Source organism: Nonomuraea sp. NPDC049129 (assembly GCF_040648495.1).
GTDB lineage: Bacteria > Actinomycetota > Actinomycetes > Streptosporangiales > Streptosporangiaceae > Nonomuraea.
In genome coordinates this window covers 179779-193854 of the sequence record NZ_JBEZDU010000008.1, presented here as the reverse complement: position 1 = coordinate 193854, position 14076 = coordinate 179779, and the positions used below count along the sequence as shown (strand labels likewise).

General features: G+C 68.2%; 10 protein-coding genes and 1 tRNA gene. 8 read left to right on the top strand and 3 right to left on the bottom strand.

The features are described from left to right. Window positions 1–256 precede the first annotated feature (256 nt). A complete protein-coding gene (locus AB0B64_RS26420) occupies window positions 257–2347 on the top strand; it encodes a transglycosylase domain-containing protein (RefSeq protein WP_357954465.1) in 2091 nt (696 codons plus the stop codon). 48 nt (window positions 2348–2395) lie between these two features. Here AB0B64_RS26420 and AB0B64_RS26415 read toward each other — a convergent pair whose 3' ends face one another. Beyond that, window positions 2396–2851, bottom strand: coding sequence for a GatB/YqeY domain-containing protein (locus AB0B64_RS26415; protein WP_358180288.1), 456 nt, complete (start codon window positions 2849–2851; stop codon window positions 2396–2398). Window positions 2852–2950: 99 nt separating this feature from the next. Here AB0B64_RS26415 and AB0B64_RS26410 point away from each other — a divergent pair, with 99 nt between their 5' ends. From AB0B64_RS26410 to AB0B64_RS26395, 4 genes are all read left to right on the top strand, one after another. Continuing rightward, window positions 2951–3844 carry a metallophosphoesterase gene (locus AB0B64_RS26410; RefSeq protein ID WP_357954461.1) on the top strand — a complete coding sequence of 298 codons (894 nt, stop codon included), beginning with the start codon at window positions 2951–2953 and terminating at the stop codon, window positions 3842–3844. 63 nt (window positions 3845–3907) lie between these two features. Then, window positions 3908–3981, top strand: a tRNA-Pro gene (locus tag AB0B64_RS26405). Window positions 3982–4314: 333 nt separating this feature from the next. After that, complete coding sequence (locus AB0B64_RS26400) at window positions 4315–4875, top strand: GNAT family protein (RefSeq protein WP_358180285.1); 561 nt, start codon at window positions 4315–4317, stop codon at window positions 4873–4875. A gap of 807 nt (window positions 4876–5682) precedes the next feature. Continuing rightward, complete coding sequence (locus AB0B64_RS26395) at window positions 5683–6408, top strand: ATP-binding protein (RefSeq protein ID WP_358180282.1); 726 nt, start codon at window positions 5683–5685, stop codon at window positions 6406–6408. Here the strand turns inward: AB0B64_RS26395 and AB0B64_RS26390 are convergent. Further along, complete coding sequence (locus AB0B64_RS26390) at window positions 6377–8551, bottom strand: MMPL family transporter (protein WP_358180279.1); 2175 nt, start codon at window positions 8549–8551, stop codon at window positions 6377–6379. The genes AB0B64_RS26395 and AB0B64_RS26390 overlap by 32 nt on opposite strands. A 119-nt stretch (window positions 8552–8670) precedes the next feature. On the opposite strand from AB0B64_RS26390, the gene AB0B64_RS26385 reads away from it, so the two are divergent. The 3 genes from AB0B64_RS26385 to AB0B64_RS26375 all read left to right on the top strand — a co-directional run bounded on the left by AB0B64_RS26385 (window position 8671) and on the right by AB0B64_RS26375 (window position 10174). After that, complete coding sequence (locus AB0B64_RS26385) at window positions 8671–9264, top strand: TetR/AcrR family transcriptional regulator (RefSeq protein ID WP_357954449.1); 594 nt, start codon at window positions 8671–8673, stop codon at window positions 9262–9264. Between the two features lie 78 nt (window positions 9265–9342). Then, window positions 9343–9672, top strand: coding sequence for a hypothetical protein (locus AB0B64_RS26380; protein WP_357954447.1), 330 nt, complete (start codon window positions 9343–9345; stop codon window positions 9670–9672). A 118-nt stretch (window positions 9673–9790) separates the two neighbouring features. Continuing rightward, window positions 9791–10174: a hypothetical protein gene (locus tag AB0B64_RS26375; protein ID WP_358180276.1), complete on the top strand. Its 384-nt coding sequence runs from the start codon at window positions 9791–9793 to the stop codon at window positions 10172–10174. A gap of 73 nt (window positions 10175–10247) precedes the next feature. Here the strand turns inward: AB0B64_RS26375 and AB0B64_RS26370 are convergent, their stop codons facing one another. After that, on the bottom strand, window positions 10248–13730 hold the full coding sequence (locus tag AB0B64_RS26370) for a WD40 repeat domain-containing serine/threonine-protein kinase (RefSeq protein ID WP_358180274.1): 3483 nt from the start codon (window positions 13728–13730) through the stop codon (window positions 10248–10250). Between the last annotated feature and the right edge of the window lie 346 nt (window positions 13731–14076).

Genomic DNA, 14076 nt, shown 5'->3' with positions numbered 1-14076 from the left:
TCGGGCCGACAGACCCCAGAGGACCAATTTCTCGCTGGAGTCTTGACCGGGAATGACTAGTCACCCCCGTCAGTCAAGGCGAAATGGTGCCGAGTTACCGATAAGGTCACTCATTCGACGTACTCTTGGACTTGTGCAAGCTCAGGGCAAAGATCGTTCCTCGCCGATCTTGAACATCGTGCGGCTGATCGCCGCAGGCGCGGTCGCGGGAGTGCTCACGGCTGCCATAGCCCTTCCCGCGGTCGGTGGAGCGGGGATGTCCGCCAAATCCGCGATGACAGGGATCAACCTGAAGCCCGAGGACCTGGCCGAACCCCCGTTGCCCGAGCGCACGGAGCTGCTGGACGCCAACGGCAAGAAGATAGCCCAGTTCTTCTACGAGAACCGCGAATCGGTGAGTCTCGACAAGGTCGCCCCCATCATGCGGACGGCGCTGATCTCGATCGAGGACTTCCGGTTCTACCAGCACGGCCCGATCGACGTGGAGGGAACGGCCCGCGCCCTCGTCAAGAACCTCACCCAGGGCGGCGTGACCCAGGGTGGCTCGTCGATCACACAGCAGTACGTCAAGCAGGTGCTCCTCAACTCGGCCGAGACCAAAGAGGAGCAGGCCGCGGCCATCGAGACCAGCGTCGGCCGCAAGCTCAACGAACTGCGCTACGCCATGGCGGTCGAGAAGAAATACTCCAAGGACCAGATCCTTGAGAAATATCTGAACATCGCCTACTTCGGCGCCGGCGCGCACGGCATCCAGGCCGCCGCCAAGCGCTTCTTCGGCAAGCCGGCCTCCGCCCTCAACCTCGTCGAGGCGGCCACGCTCGCGGGCGCCGTCCAGAACCCCAACAGAACCGACCCGAACGTCAGCAAGGCGTCCAGGGAGCTGCTGAAGGCCCGCCGCAACGTCGTCCTCGACCGGATGGCCGAACTCGGCAAGATCACGCCGCAGGAGGCCGCCGAGGCCAAGGCCAAGAAGCTCGTCTTCAAGGACACCAAGGTCGAAGGCGGTTGCGAGGAGAGCAAGTACCCGTACTTCTGCCTCTACGTCCAGAACGAGATCCTCAACGACGAGGATTTCGGCAAGACCCCCAAGGAGCGCCTCAAGCTGCTCCAGCGCGGCGGTCTCACCATCAAGACCACGATCGACCCGAAGATGCAGAAAGCCGCCGACAAGGCCATCAAGGAGTACGTCAGCACCAAGGACAAGCCGGTGGCCTCGCAGGCGATGGTCGTGCCGGGCACCGGCGAGATCAAGGCGATGGCGGCCTCGCGCAAGTTCGGCGGCAGCAAGAAGAAGAACGAGATGAGCTACAACGTCGTCGCCGACGCCAAGCACGGCGGTGGCGGCGGCTTCCAGCAGGGCTCGACGGCGAAGGCCTACACGCTCGCCACAGCGCTCGAGGAGGGCCTGAAGTACGGCGACGGCTACCCGGCGCCGGCCGGCTTCACCGCGTCCGGCTACGGCGCGTTCAAGAACTGCGACGGCAAGCGGGTCGGCGACCCCACGCACGAGGTGCGCAACTCCAGCGAGGGCGGCGGCGGCTTCAAGACGCTGCAGACCGGCACCTGGGGCTCGGTCAACACCTTCTTCATGCGGCTGGAGGAGCGCGTCACGCTCTGCAAGGTGGTCAAGCTGGCCAAGCGGATCGGGCTCAAGCGGGCCGACGGCTCGAAGCTACGCGAGTTCGAGACGTTCACGCTCGGCATCAACGAGGTGGACCCGGTCACCGTCTCCAGCACCTACGCGGTCTTCGCCTCACGCGGCCAGTACTGCAAGCCACTGGCGATCACCGAGATCAAGGACCGCAACGGCAAGGCCACCCAGTACAAGCCCAAGTGCTCCAAGGTCATGGAGGAGGAGGTCGCCGACGCCGTCACCGGCATCCTCTCGGGCGTGTTCACCAAGGGCACGATGCAGGAGGTCGGCGGCATCGGCCGGGACGCGGCGGGCAAGACGGGCACCACCGACGGCTACACGGCCGCCTGGTTCGCCGGCTACACCCCGAACCTCGCCTCCGCCGTCAGCCTCGGCGACCCGCGCGGCGCCTTCACCCACCCGCTGATCGGCGTCACCATCGGCGGCCGCAGCTACGGCTACGTGTACGGGGCGACGATCTCGGGCCGCATCTGGAAGCAGGCGATGATGGGGGCGCTCAAGGGCGTCGAACCCACCGAGTTCACGCCGGTCAACCACGAGCGGTTCGGCGGCTGCGCCGACAACTGCGCCCCCAAGCCCAAGAAGGAGAAGAAGGACGACGAGCGGGGCGGCCCGCAGGACGACTTCTTCGACCAGTTCGACCAGTTCAACCGCGACGACAACGGCCGGGGACGCGGTCGCGGGCGCAACTGACCTGAGTGCCCTGGGTGCCCGCGATCGTGGCGGGCACCCGAGACCTGGTTAGGCGGACAGTCGCGCGCGAACGGCGGCGGCGACCCGTCCCCCCTCCGCGCGACCGGCGACCTTCGGGTTGACGACCTTCATGACCTGGCCCATCGCCTGGGGGCCGGCGGCGCCCGTCTCGGCGACGGCCTCGTCGACGAGGCGGCCGAGCTCCTCGTCGGAGAGCTGCGCCGGCAGGTATTCCTCCAGCACCGCCTGCTCGTCCAGCTCCGCCTGCGCCTGCTCCGCGCGCCCGGCGTTCCCGAACGCCTCGGCCGCCTCTCGGCGCTTCTTGGCCTCCTTGGTCAGCACCTTGATGATCTCGTCGTCGGAGAGCTCCCTGGCCGCCTTGCCGGCGACCTCCTCGACGTTGACCGCGGCCAGTGCCATACGAATCGTCCGGAGACGTACCTCGTCCCGGCTCTTCAGCGAGGCCGTGAGATCGGCCTTCAGCTTGTCCTTCAATGCGCTCATGCGGTCCATCTTGCCGCTTGTACGGACGGCTACGCGCTCACGTAGCCCCATCTCACGTACTCGGGACGCCTGGCGCCGGATGTCGGGCATCATGAATGGGTGAGGAAAGCTGCCGCCATACCACTGTCCATCCTCGGCCTCGGCCTGGCCGGTCTGGGTTACGCCTCCGTCGTCGAACGCAACTGGTTCCGGCTGCGCCGCTTCGACGTGCCCGTGCTGGAGCGCGGGCAGCGGCCCGTACGCATCCTCCACCTGTCCGACCTGCACCTGACGCCGGGCCGCAGGATGCTGATCAACTGGGTCCGCTCGCTGGGCTCCCTGGAGCCCGACCTGGTCGTCAACACGGGCGACTCGATCGCCCACCCTGAGGCCGTACCCGCGCTCCTGCACGCCCTGGAGCCCCTGCTGGCCCGCCCCGGCATGTTCGTGTACGGCTCCAACGACCTCTACGCGCCCAAGCCCAAGAACCCGGCCCGCTACCTCTGGCGCACCTCCAAGAACGAGCGCCGCCAGCACGTCCCGACCCTCCCCTGGGAGGAGCTCGGCGCCGGCATGGCGGCCGAGGGCTGGCTCGACATGAACAACACCACCGCCCGCCTCAAGATCGGCGACCTCGACGTGGCGGTGGCGGGCATCCACGACTCCCACATCGACCGCGACCGCTACGACCTGGTCGCCGGCCCCGCTCCGGCCGACGCCGACCTCCGCCTCGGCGTCATGCACTCCCCCGAGCCCCGCAACATGACCCGCTTCGCCGCCGACGGCTACCAACTCCTCCTGGCCGGCCACACGCACGGCGGCCAGCTGTGCATCCCGTTCTACGGCGCCCTGGTCACCAACTGCGGCATCGACCGACCTCGCGTCAAGGGCCTCAACCGCCACGACAACGCCTGGCTGCACGTCTCGGCCGGCCTCGGCACTTCGCCGTACGCCCCGGTCCGCTTCGCCTGCTTCCCGGAGGCCTCGTTGCTCACGCTGGTCCCGCGCCGATAAACGCGGTCACAAGCACCCGCGAAGTCAGCTAGACTTCTCAAGCACGCGCAAGAGGGCGTGCACCGGGGTGTAGCGCAGCTTGGCAGCGCGCTTCGTTCGGGACGAAGAGGCCGTGGGTTCAAATCCCGCCACCCCGACCCGCAGGTCAGAGGCCCTTTCCGGAGCAATCCGGGGAGGGCCTTTCACATGATCGTGCGTCACACATGCGTCAAGATCGCTAATTTGCGGTGTCGGCGGTACGCCGCGCCCACGACTTGATGACCTTCTCGTGCGCGTCCGGAGCGAGATGGCTGTAACGCATCGTGGTCTCAAAACTTTCGTGGCCGAGCAGCTCCTGAAGGATCTGTGCCCGACATGATCTTTCAGCGGTTGGTACTCGTGGTGGTGGATGCTGTCGTGAGCAAGTTCTGTTGATCAATCACTCCAAAATTCGTTGGACGTCTGCCGGGCATTCTGCGAGCATCCGCACGGTGACAGATGAAGCCGATCGCCAGATGTCGTTCCCCACCAGTCCGAAGCATGTGCGCTTTGTCGAGTTGTCGAGCACCGCGATGTCCGCCCTGCTCGATGGGGATCTGCCCACAGCCAGCAATACGACTGGGGTCGCTCTGACCGAGTACTTTGTGACAGACACGGCACGGGAGCTGTGGCGGTTTCGGATCGACCAGATGGCCGCCGATCCCGGCCACGCACAGTGGATGGTACGGCAGGCGGTAACCGGGCCTGAAGGTGTCGTCATCGGTCACGCCGGGTTTCACGGACCGCCCGATGAGGCGAGCATGATAGAGATCGGATACGCGGTTGCTCCCGACTTCCGTCGCCAGGGGTATGGCCGAGCCATCCTGATCGAGTTGCTGCGTCGGGCCGCGGACGAACCGGCGGTCAAGACCGTACGGGCGACGATTAGCCCCGATAACGTGGCGTCCCTGGCCACGATCGCCGGCTTCGGATTCGTCCAGGTCGGAGAAGACTGGGACGAACAACTCGGTCTCGGGCTCATCTTTGAAGTCCCTGCCAACCGCAGCTGCTAGGTGCAACCAGCCGGTGAAGGTTACCGGTCACAGCATTAACGACCAAGGGTCGGCATTGGCAGCGGACCGCGTGGGCTTGTCGTTGATCGCAGTTCGCCGCCAGCCAGCCAGCCAAGATCAAAGGCTTGGGATGATCCCCGACCTGATCCTCATCCCGAGCCCCGCTCTCATCCTGTTGCTTTCAGCGGTGAAGCTGGCTCGGCATACAGCTCCTAACACGGGAAAGGCCCCGCGATCACGTTAGTGATCACGGGGCCTTTCCCATTCGATCTACTTCGCCAACGGCGTCTTCCCTCAGGAGAGGCGGGGCGGCCCCATCTCTCACGGCTGGAGGGCTTCCAGGCGGGGCCTCCCCAACCCCACTCAAGGAGCTTTGAATGGACCTACAGATGGTGTTGAACACCGCAGCGACCAGCAGGGCTGCGAATGGGTCCATCGGGAGTCTCTCCCAGATTAAGTTCTGGAGTTACAGAGTTGCGTTCTTAATCCGGCTAGTTACGGGGCGAATCCGGCCCAGCTAACTGCCCCGCCGGGGTCCGGCCAGACCGACCACTTAGCGAAGTCGGGCTCGCGGTCGACAACCATGCTGGTGCTGTCGGTTATGGTGGCGGCATGGGTTGTTTCGCCGCTATGAACATCCGCGCCGCTGCTTAGCGGCGGTATCGCGGTTGCCTAAACCGCGGCCTCATTGCCTGCCCCGCTGGGGTCAGTGCCAGGGCGTACCGCCGGATCAGTGTCCCGCCGGCAGCCCAATCGCGTGTCTCGCTGTGCTGCCGGATCGTCCTGCGTGATCCGGGGAGCACATCCATGTCGCAGCAGTTCCATCCAACGCACCAAGATCCTTTCCCTCGTACGTCCGAGGCATCCCTCACCGTCGCCGACAAGCCGGCCGCAGCCACCGCGAAAGCGAAGCCGGACCATGACGTGCGGCCCGAACCCGCCAAGCTTCTCCTGATGGTCGGGCTCCCCGGCGCCGGAAAGACCACCCGGGCCGCAGAACTCGCCGCGGCGCACCGCGCGCTGCGGCTGACCCCGGACGAGTGGATGATCTCCCTGTTCGACGGGTCGCAGCCCGACGGCAAGCGCGACATGCTGGAAGGACGGCTCATCGCACTAGCCCTGCAAGCGCTGCGACTGGGCACCAACGTCGTGCTCGACTTCGGGCTCTGGAGCCGCGACGAACGGTCGGCACTGCGCTGGCTGGCAACATCGGCCGGGGCATCCTGCCAAGTCATCTACCTGCCTATCGACAAGGACGTCCAACGCGCCCGGATCGCACACCGCCAAGTCACCGCACCGCACACGACATTTCCGATGAGCGAGGCGGACATCGACAATTGGCGGAAGCAGTTCCAGGCACCAGATGCCGCCGAACTCGGCGGCGGCGACATCCCCGGCCCGCCACCGGGGTGGCTGGGCTGGCCGGAGTGGGCCGCGGACCGATGGCCCTCGCTTGCACACGGCAACGCCTCCGGGTTCCAACTGGAGGACGGGATCGCCGTCACCGAGCAGGGGTGGACGCGCGACCTCTAGGCCACCAGTTGAGCGGTCCGGCCAGGCGCATAAGGCTCGGCACCAGCACCGCCCTGATCACGGTCGCGTCCACCAGCACGGCCACCGCCATACCGACGCCCAGCATCTGCACGAACATCACCTGCGCGGTGGCGTACGCGGCGAAGGTGAGCGCCAGAATGCCGCCGGCCGCGGTGATCAGCGGAGCGCCCCGCTGCAGGCCGGCGGCCACCGCCTGCTCGGTGTCCCCGGTCCTGTCGTACTCCTCCTTGATCCGCGACAGCAGAAACACCTCGTAGTCCATCGACAGGCCGTAGGCCACACAGAGCATGAGGATGGGGATGCTGGGGTCGAGCGTGCCCGTCGGGGTGAAGCCGAGGAGACCCGACAGGTTGCCGTCCTGGAAGATCCAGACGATGGCGCCGAACATGACGCCGAGGCTGAGGACGTTCAGCAGGGTCGCCTTGATCGGGATGATCAGGCTGCGCGTCATGAGGAACAGGACCACGAATGTCACGCCCAGCATGAGCGCGAGCACCAGCGGCAGCCGTTCCACCACCGAGGCCCGGTAGTCGGACAGCTCGGCGGGATAGCCGCCGACCAGCACCTCGAAGGGCGGCGGCACCGCGCGTACGGCCTGGACGAGCCGCACGGGGTCGTCGGCCAGCGCCGCGGCCGACGGGACCACCGACAGCCACGTGCCCTCGCCCTGGAACCTGGACGGGTCCCCGTCACCCACCCGCTGCCCGCCGGCGAACGACCCGGCGGCAGAGTCCACCTGGGCCACGCCGGGCAGCCGGGACAGGCTTGTCGCGTACGCCGTGACGTCCGCCGTCACCGCCTCGCGCGAGACCAGCTGGATGGCGTCGGTCTCCTCGGCGGGGAACGACTGACGCACGACCTCCTGCGTCTGCCGGGAGGACGCCTCCAGAGGCAGGATGCGGTCGTCGGCCACGCCGAAGCGCAGGCCCAGGAAGGGCGAGGCCAGCACCAGCAGCAGCACGGTCGCCAGGCCGCCGAACACCAGTGGCCGGCGCATCACGCGGGTGGCCAGCCCGTGCCAGAACCCCGCCGCCCGCTCCGGCCGCTCCCGTCTGGGCAGCATCGTGCCGCCGATGGAGGCGAGTACGGCGGGCAGCACCAGCACGGCCGCGACCAGGCCGCCGATGACGACGGCGATGCCCGCGTACGCGAAAGAGCGCAGGAAGTCGAACGGCAACGCGAACAGCACGGCCAGTGACGTGGCCACGGTCAGGCCGCTGAACAACACGGTCCGGCCGGCGTGCTCGACCGCCCCCGCGACGGCCGCCGCCCGGTCCTTGCCGCCCCGCGTCTCCTCGCGGAAGCGCTGGATCACGAAGAGGCAGTAGTCGATGCCGAGGCCGAGCCCCATGGCCAGCGTGAGATTCAGAGCGAACGTCGAAATTTCAGTAAATGTCAGGACGCCACGGAGCAGCGCGAGCCCGATCATCATCGCGAACAGGCCGGCCAGGATCGGCACCAGGGCCGCCATCGCACGCCGCTGGTAGAGCCAGAGCAGCATGAACGCCAGCGGGAAGATGACCAGCTCGGCCCGGACGAAGTCCTGCCTGGCCAGCGGCACGGTCTCACGGAAGACCTCCTCCCCTCCCCCGGCCCGCACCTGCAGCAGGTCGGTGCCCCGGGTGATCTCGGGGATGAGCCTGGGCAGCACCTGTGCCCGCACGTGGTCGGCGTCCCCCGGGATGCGGACCACGATGAGCGCGTGCCTGCCATCCTCGCTGCGCATCGTGGCGGGTCTGCCGCGGGTCCAGTACGAGTCCGCCTCGGCGACGTCGGCCTCGTCCCCGATCCGGGCGGTCAGCTCCCTGCCCGCGGCCTCGACCGCCGGAGCGTCCACCGTCCCGCTCTTGGCGGTCACCAGGAAGATCATGTCGGGGTTGCCGGTGTCGAACCGCTCGACCAGCTCGGCCTGCGCCCGGTCGGACTCCGAGCCCGGGGCTTCGAACCTGGCCAGCGACAGCCGGGGCACCGCGCCCGCGGCGAGCACTCCGGCCGCGATCAGGCCGAGCAGGGCCAGCGTCAGGACGAGCCGACGGCGGCGTACCAGAAAGTAGCCGAGCCTGCGCAGCGGCGGCTCCGCGGTGGCCGCGTGGACGGGGCGGAGCCGCGCGCTGACCGTCATCGCGTGAGTCCCAGGGAGGTTCGCATGGGGTCTCCGATCAAAACTCGGTAAACTACTCGTGTTTGCTGTCCCGAACCAGAAATACAAGTAAATGCTCGTATTTGTCAACGAGGTGCCGCATGGCTGAACGCACGGTCCGCCGACAGGCGCGGGGTCTGAAGCGCATGGCGGAGATCCTCGACGCCGCCGAACTGGTGATCGCCGAGGTCGGCTACCCGGACATGACGACGAACCAGGTCGCCGCGCGGGCGGGGATGTCGCCGGGCTCGCTGTATCAGTTCTTCCGCAACAAGGAGGAGATCCTGGACGGGCTGGTGTCCCGCTACACCGACGACCGCCAGGAGTTCTGGGCCGCCAGGCTGGCCGAGGTCACCCCGGACGTCCCGCTGGAGGTGCTGGTGGGGCAGCTCGTGGACGAGAGCGTGCGGTTCAAGAGCCGCTCACCGGCATACTGGTCGCTGCTCTACGGCTCGGCCACGGGCGACAGGTTCGCCGGGGCCTCGCAGCGGCTGCACGAGGACATCGCCGGGCAGATCGCGGGCATGCTGCGCCGCCTGCGGCCGGGACTGTCCGAGCACCGGGCCCTGCTCATGGGCACGATGGTGTTGTCGATGGTGAAGGCGGTGATGCCTATGATCACCACCGGGTCGCCCGAGCGCAGCGCCGAGCTCGTGGACGAGCTCAAGCACATGCTCGTGAGCTACCTGAGCTAAGGGCCGTTTCCTGGGTTCTGTGACTACTCGACGGATTCTCAACAAATCCTCAACACCTGTAAACCTACATTTCCGGACATGAGATCCGTAGGAAAGATCGCCACGCTGGCCGTGGCGACCGCGCTCACCTCCGGCGTGCTGGTCTCCTCAGCGCACGCCACCAGCGCCACCGAAGGCGCCACCAAGGCCTCGGCCGCTCTGTGGCCCTGCGTCGTCCAGGCGAAGTGGGCGGTCAAGGTGCACAAGCGCCAGAGCCTCAGCTCCGGCTACCGGGTGGCCAAGAAGGGCACCAAGTTCCACGGCTACTGCTGGGACAACAAGCCCACCTGGAAGTGGACCGAAGTCTGGAACCTGGGCGGCGGGGGACACGGGTACGTCTGGCACACCGGGCTCAAGATGGTCCGCTAGGTCGAATCGCGCAGAGCAGCCCGCGACCGCCCGCCGGACGGGCCTGATCAGGCGTACTCGACTTATTGCCCAGAAGTGGAAGAAGCAGATGATCAATAGCTCTGAATCAGGCAGTCGCATGGCCACCTCACACGCCCTGGAAGATCACCTGGCGGAGTGGTCGCTGCAGACCGGGATCACCGTGGAGATATGGGCTCTGCCGGAACAACCGCTTCCCGCCCTCATCACCGAGATCGTCCATGGCACGATCCGTGACGTTCTGCAGGAAGTGGAACGGCAGGCACGGGCCCGTACCGTCTCCATCGCCCTCACCGTGGCTCCCGGCGGGCTGCGCTTGACCATCAGCGATGACGGCCTCGGCACGTCGGCCAAGGCATATGGGGCCAGCCTGAGCGGCAGACGGGACGAGCTCGCGGGAATAGGCGGCCGCCTCACCGTCAATGGCGTACCAGGAAATGGCACCACGGTGAGCGCCACAGTACCCCGAAGGGCCTTCGGCTAGCTTTGCGCTGGCGCGTCCGTCTCGATCCAAGGTCGTGGAAACAGAGCGGAGGGGCTCACCAAGGCCCTACTGGCTAGGGGCACATCGTGAATGGTTCGATGCCAGGCAGGTGGCGGGACCATTCACTGGCGGTGAGCGTACGACCGGCGCGCACGCACAGGGTCGCGGCCACGTGCCGCTCGTCCACGTCGAACACACGGATCGTGCCGTCGGGGGCGGCGGTGTGGAGTTTCGTGCCGTCCGCGGAGAATGCCACCCACCCGCCGTCGGCGCCGTCCGCCGCCTGCTTGCCGTCGAAGACGACGCCCAGCGGTCGCCGGCTCGGCACGTCCCAGAGACGTACGCGCAAGCCCTTCTCGTACGTCGCGATCGTGCGCCCATCAGGCGACCAGGCCAGCATGGTGACCTCGCTGCCCGGCACCGCGGGGAACTCGGCGATTCTGGTCCTGACGTCGCCGTCCCACAGAGTGAGCCGGCCGGGCCCGGAGAAGGCCACCTGCCGGCCGTCCGGGCTGAAGGCGAAGGCGCCGGCGAGCTGCCCGGTGCCCTGTTCGGGAGGCAGGGTGGCGTCCTTCTCCGGATCGATGAGCTGGAGCGGGTTTCCGGTCACGAGCAGCCGTCCGTCGGGGCGGAAGGCGAGGTCTTTCACGCCTGTCCCGGTCTCCGCTCGTCGAGATCCGCGTTCGAGGTCCCACAGTTCGACGCGACCGCGCTCCCCAGAGCGCGACACGGCCAGCGTGCGTCCGTCCGGACTGAACGCCAGCGCTTGGGCGCCCTGCTCGACACCGCCCCCCAGCTTGAGCCGGGCCGACACCTTATACCCGGGCAGATCCACAATGTGGACTGTGTCGTCGGCGGCCAGGGCGAGCCGGCGGCCGTCGGGGCTGAAAGCGGTCGCGCCGCCACCGCCCGACCGGCTGATCAGTTTCAGCAAAGCGCGGCCCGTCGCCGTGTCCCTGGCCTCTATCCGGTCCCCCCAGATCGCGGCCAGCACGTGCGCGGAGGGGGCCAGCCGTACGTTCCCGCTCTCGCTGCCGCCGCCGATCGGCCGGTCGAACACCATCGAGACGTCCTCGGTGTGGACGGCGCCATGTTCGTCCAGATAGCGGACGGCCCGGTCGGCGAGGTCGAAACGGAGCCCGCCGACGAAGGCGGGCATGGCCTGGCTGTACACCGAGTCAAAGAAGCTGGGCATGGCCTGGCTGTCCACCGTGTTAGGGGTGGAGCGCCGCTGCAAGGTCAGTCGCTCCCGGCCGCCCCAGTTGGCGATGAATGCGTCGCCGAAGACGAACCCGGCCTCCGGGCCCACCCCGCCCCCCGGGCCCGCCCCGCCCTCCTGGCCCATCACCCCCTCGCCGGACGGCAGCTCGAACATACGGATCCTGCTCGTCTCTCTCGAATTCACCAGCTCCGTGGTCATCATCATCTTGCCGTCGTCGCTGAAGGTGGTCTGGTTGATGACGCCCTTGTCCCGCTCGGGCGGGATCGGCGTCCTCTTGCCCCGGCGCAGGTCCCACAACTCCGCGTTATAGCCCTTCACCACGTAGCCGAAGCGGCCGTCGCGGCTGATCGCGTTGAGCGCGGCTCCCGAGGGAGCGGTGAGCCGCTTACGCTTGGCGACGTCCCACCATTCGGGCAGGGCCTTCGCTCCCCAGGGGATAGCGAGGTAGCGCCCGGAGCCGTCGAAGCTCAGTGTGCCGCCGCCCGATCGCCTGCCTTGACGGGCGATGGGGGCGCCGAGCGGTCTTCCGGTGCGCGTGTCCCACAGCCGTACCCCCTCCTGGTCGAGGAGGGCCAGGGTGCGCCCATCGGGGGCGAGCGCGGCTTGGAACACCCCCGCGCTCACCCCGGACAGCACGCCGATCCGCCGTTGGCCGGTGACATCCCAGATCCTGGCCGTCCCGCCGTCCACGGACACGAGCACACGGCCGTCCTGGCTGAGGTTCTGCACGGTCGCGGCCGTGTAGTCGGGGTCGAGGAAGACGGAGACCGCCGTCTGAGAGAGCGAGTCGTAGAGCGCGCCGCGGGTCTCGGGCAACTCCGGGCTCAACCGCCAGCCGGCCACGCTCAGCAGCTTCGCGACCTGAGGATCGCTCTGCCGCAGGTCGGCGGCTCGCAGCGCGAGCTCCCGCGCCAGCGCGTCGTCGCGCTGGCGGCTCGACTCCCTGCGCAGGTACTCCGCGGTGCCGAGCCCGCCGAGCGCGACCACGAGCAGTACGGCCAGGGCCGCCGCGACCAGACGGCGTCTCCTCGCCCTCGTACGGGCCAGGCTCACCGCCTCGTCGAGGAACTCGCGTTCGCGCCGTCCCAGCGTGAGGTCCTTGTGCGCGGTGGCGGCCCACTGCAGCGTCCGGTCGAGTGCCGAGCCGTGCAGCAGGTCGGCCGGTCTTCTGCCGTGCTCATTCCACAGCGCGGCCGCCTCGGCGAGTCGCCGGTGAACGGGCAGCCCTTCGCGGTTGCCCGCCACCCAATCGCGCAGCCGGGGCCAGGCGTGCAGGAGCCCGGGCGTGGCCAGCTCGTACGCGGCGCCGGACCGCGTGACCAGGCCCGCGGCGCCGAACACGGTGAGCATCGCGTCCACGGCCTGCGAGTCCGGCAGCTCGTCCCTGCCGACGGGCCGGAGTTCGTCGCCGTCGATCATCCGCAGGAACACCTCGGGCGCGGTCGCACGCTCGGCCTCGGTCAGCTCACCGTAGAGCTCCTCCGCGATCGCGCCCAGATCGGGCTCGGGCCGTCCGGTCAGTGCACCCGCCTGTGTAAGGCCGCGTTCGAGCAGGTCATCGCCGCGGCCGAGCGGCGCCTCACCGCCATGGCCCAACAGCCGCAGCAGCACCTCCCCGGCGGCCGGCCGCTCCGTGGGATCCCGGGCAAGCGCTGCGGCCACCAGCGCGTTCAGCGGTTCAGGCAGGCCGTACACGTCCGGCTCGAACTCCATCACCCGCCCAATGACGGCGGCCGGATCCCCCTCCTCAATCACGTCCTTGCCCCGGGCCGCGAACAGCACCACCATCGCCCACGCCCACAGGTCGGCCGCCTCGCTCGCGCCCCGCCCCGAGAACACCTCCGGCGGCATGTATCCGGGCGTGCCCATGATCGGCCCGCTCGTCGTCGGCCCCACCTCACGGGCCACACCGAAATCGATCAGGCGCGGTCCGTCCGGCCCCATGATGATGTTGTCCGGCTTGAGATCGCGATGCACAATCCCGCACTGGTGGATGGCGGTCAGCGCGGTCGCCACCCCGATCGCCAGCCGGCGCAGCGCGTCCTTCTCGTACGACCCCGACTCCGCCACCACCCGCCGCAGGCTCGGCCCTGGCACGAACTCGCTGACGATGTACAGCGGCGCTGAATTGACCTGTGCCTCGATCACCTTGGCGGTGCAGAACGAGGCCACCTGCTGGGCCGCCGCCGCCTCCTTCGCGAGTCTGGCGCGTGATTCGGCGCTGTCGTACCGGGGGACCTTGATCGCGACCCGCTCTCCCGCCTCCCCGTAGCCCTCGTAGACGACGCCTTGGCCACCCGCGCCCAGCCGGCCGGCCAGCCAGTAACGACCCAAACGCCGCGGGTCGGATGGGGTGAGAGGAGCTATTGAGCGTGCCATTTCGGGAAACTCCGGATGGGCTGAAGGTCAAGGACATCAACCGGGTGCTGAACACCGGCTGGAGCCCAAGCACGCCGAGAGCGTACGCGTGGTCGGCCAGGGCGTCCTCATCGAACCCGAATCAGGCCTCTCCATCCCGCGTCAGCCGCACGCATCATGCGGCGAGCATGTCGAGCGGTCCGCCGACAAGCACCAGAGCGAACGCCGCCCAGCGGAACAGATGCAGCGGCCGAGTGCGATGCAGAAGCGCGCCGAGAAGCATCTCGAGAACGCCCCCTACAGCCCACCACGCTGCCTTGGC

What these genes read in the sequence shown, in the direction of transcription:
- AB0B64_RS26420 (WP_357954465.1), top strand. Translation starts at nt 257, where the DNA reads ATGTCCGCCAAATCCGCGATGACAGGGATCAACCTGAAGCCCGAGGAC.
- AB0B64_RS26415 (WP_358180288.1), bottom strand. Translation starts at nt 2,851, where the DNA reads ATGAGCGCATTGAAGGACAAGCTGAAGGCCGATCTCACGGCCTCGCTG.
- AB0B64_RS26395 (WP_358180282.1), top strand. Translation starts at nt 5,683, where the DNA reads ATGTCGCAGCAGTTCCATCCAACGCACCAAGATCCTTTCCCTCGTACG.
- AB0B64_RS26390 (WP_358180279.1), bottom strand. Translation starts at nt 8,551, where the DNA reads ATGACGGTCAGCGCGCGGCTCCGCCCCGTCCACGCGGCCACCGCGGAG.
- AB0B64_RS26385 (WP_357954449.1), top strand. Translation starts at nt 8,671, where the DNA reads ATGGCTGAACGCACGGTCCGCCGACAGGCGCGGGGTCTGAAGCGCATG.
- AB0B64_RS26380 (WP_357954447.1), top strand. Translation starts at nt 9,343, where the DNA reads ATGAGATCCGTAGGAAAGATCGCCACGCTGGCCGTGGCGACCGCGCTC.
- AB0B64_RS26375 (WP_358180276.1), top strand. Translation starts at nt 9,791, where the DNA reads ATGGCCACCTCACACGCCCTGGAAGATCACCTGGCGGAGTGGTCGCTG.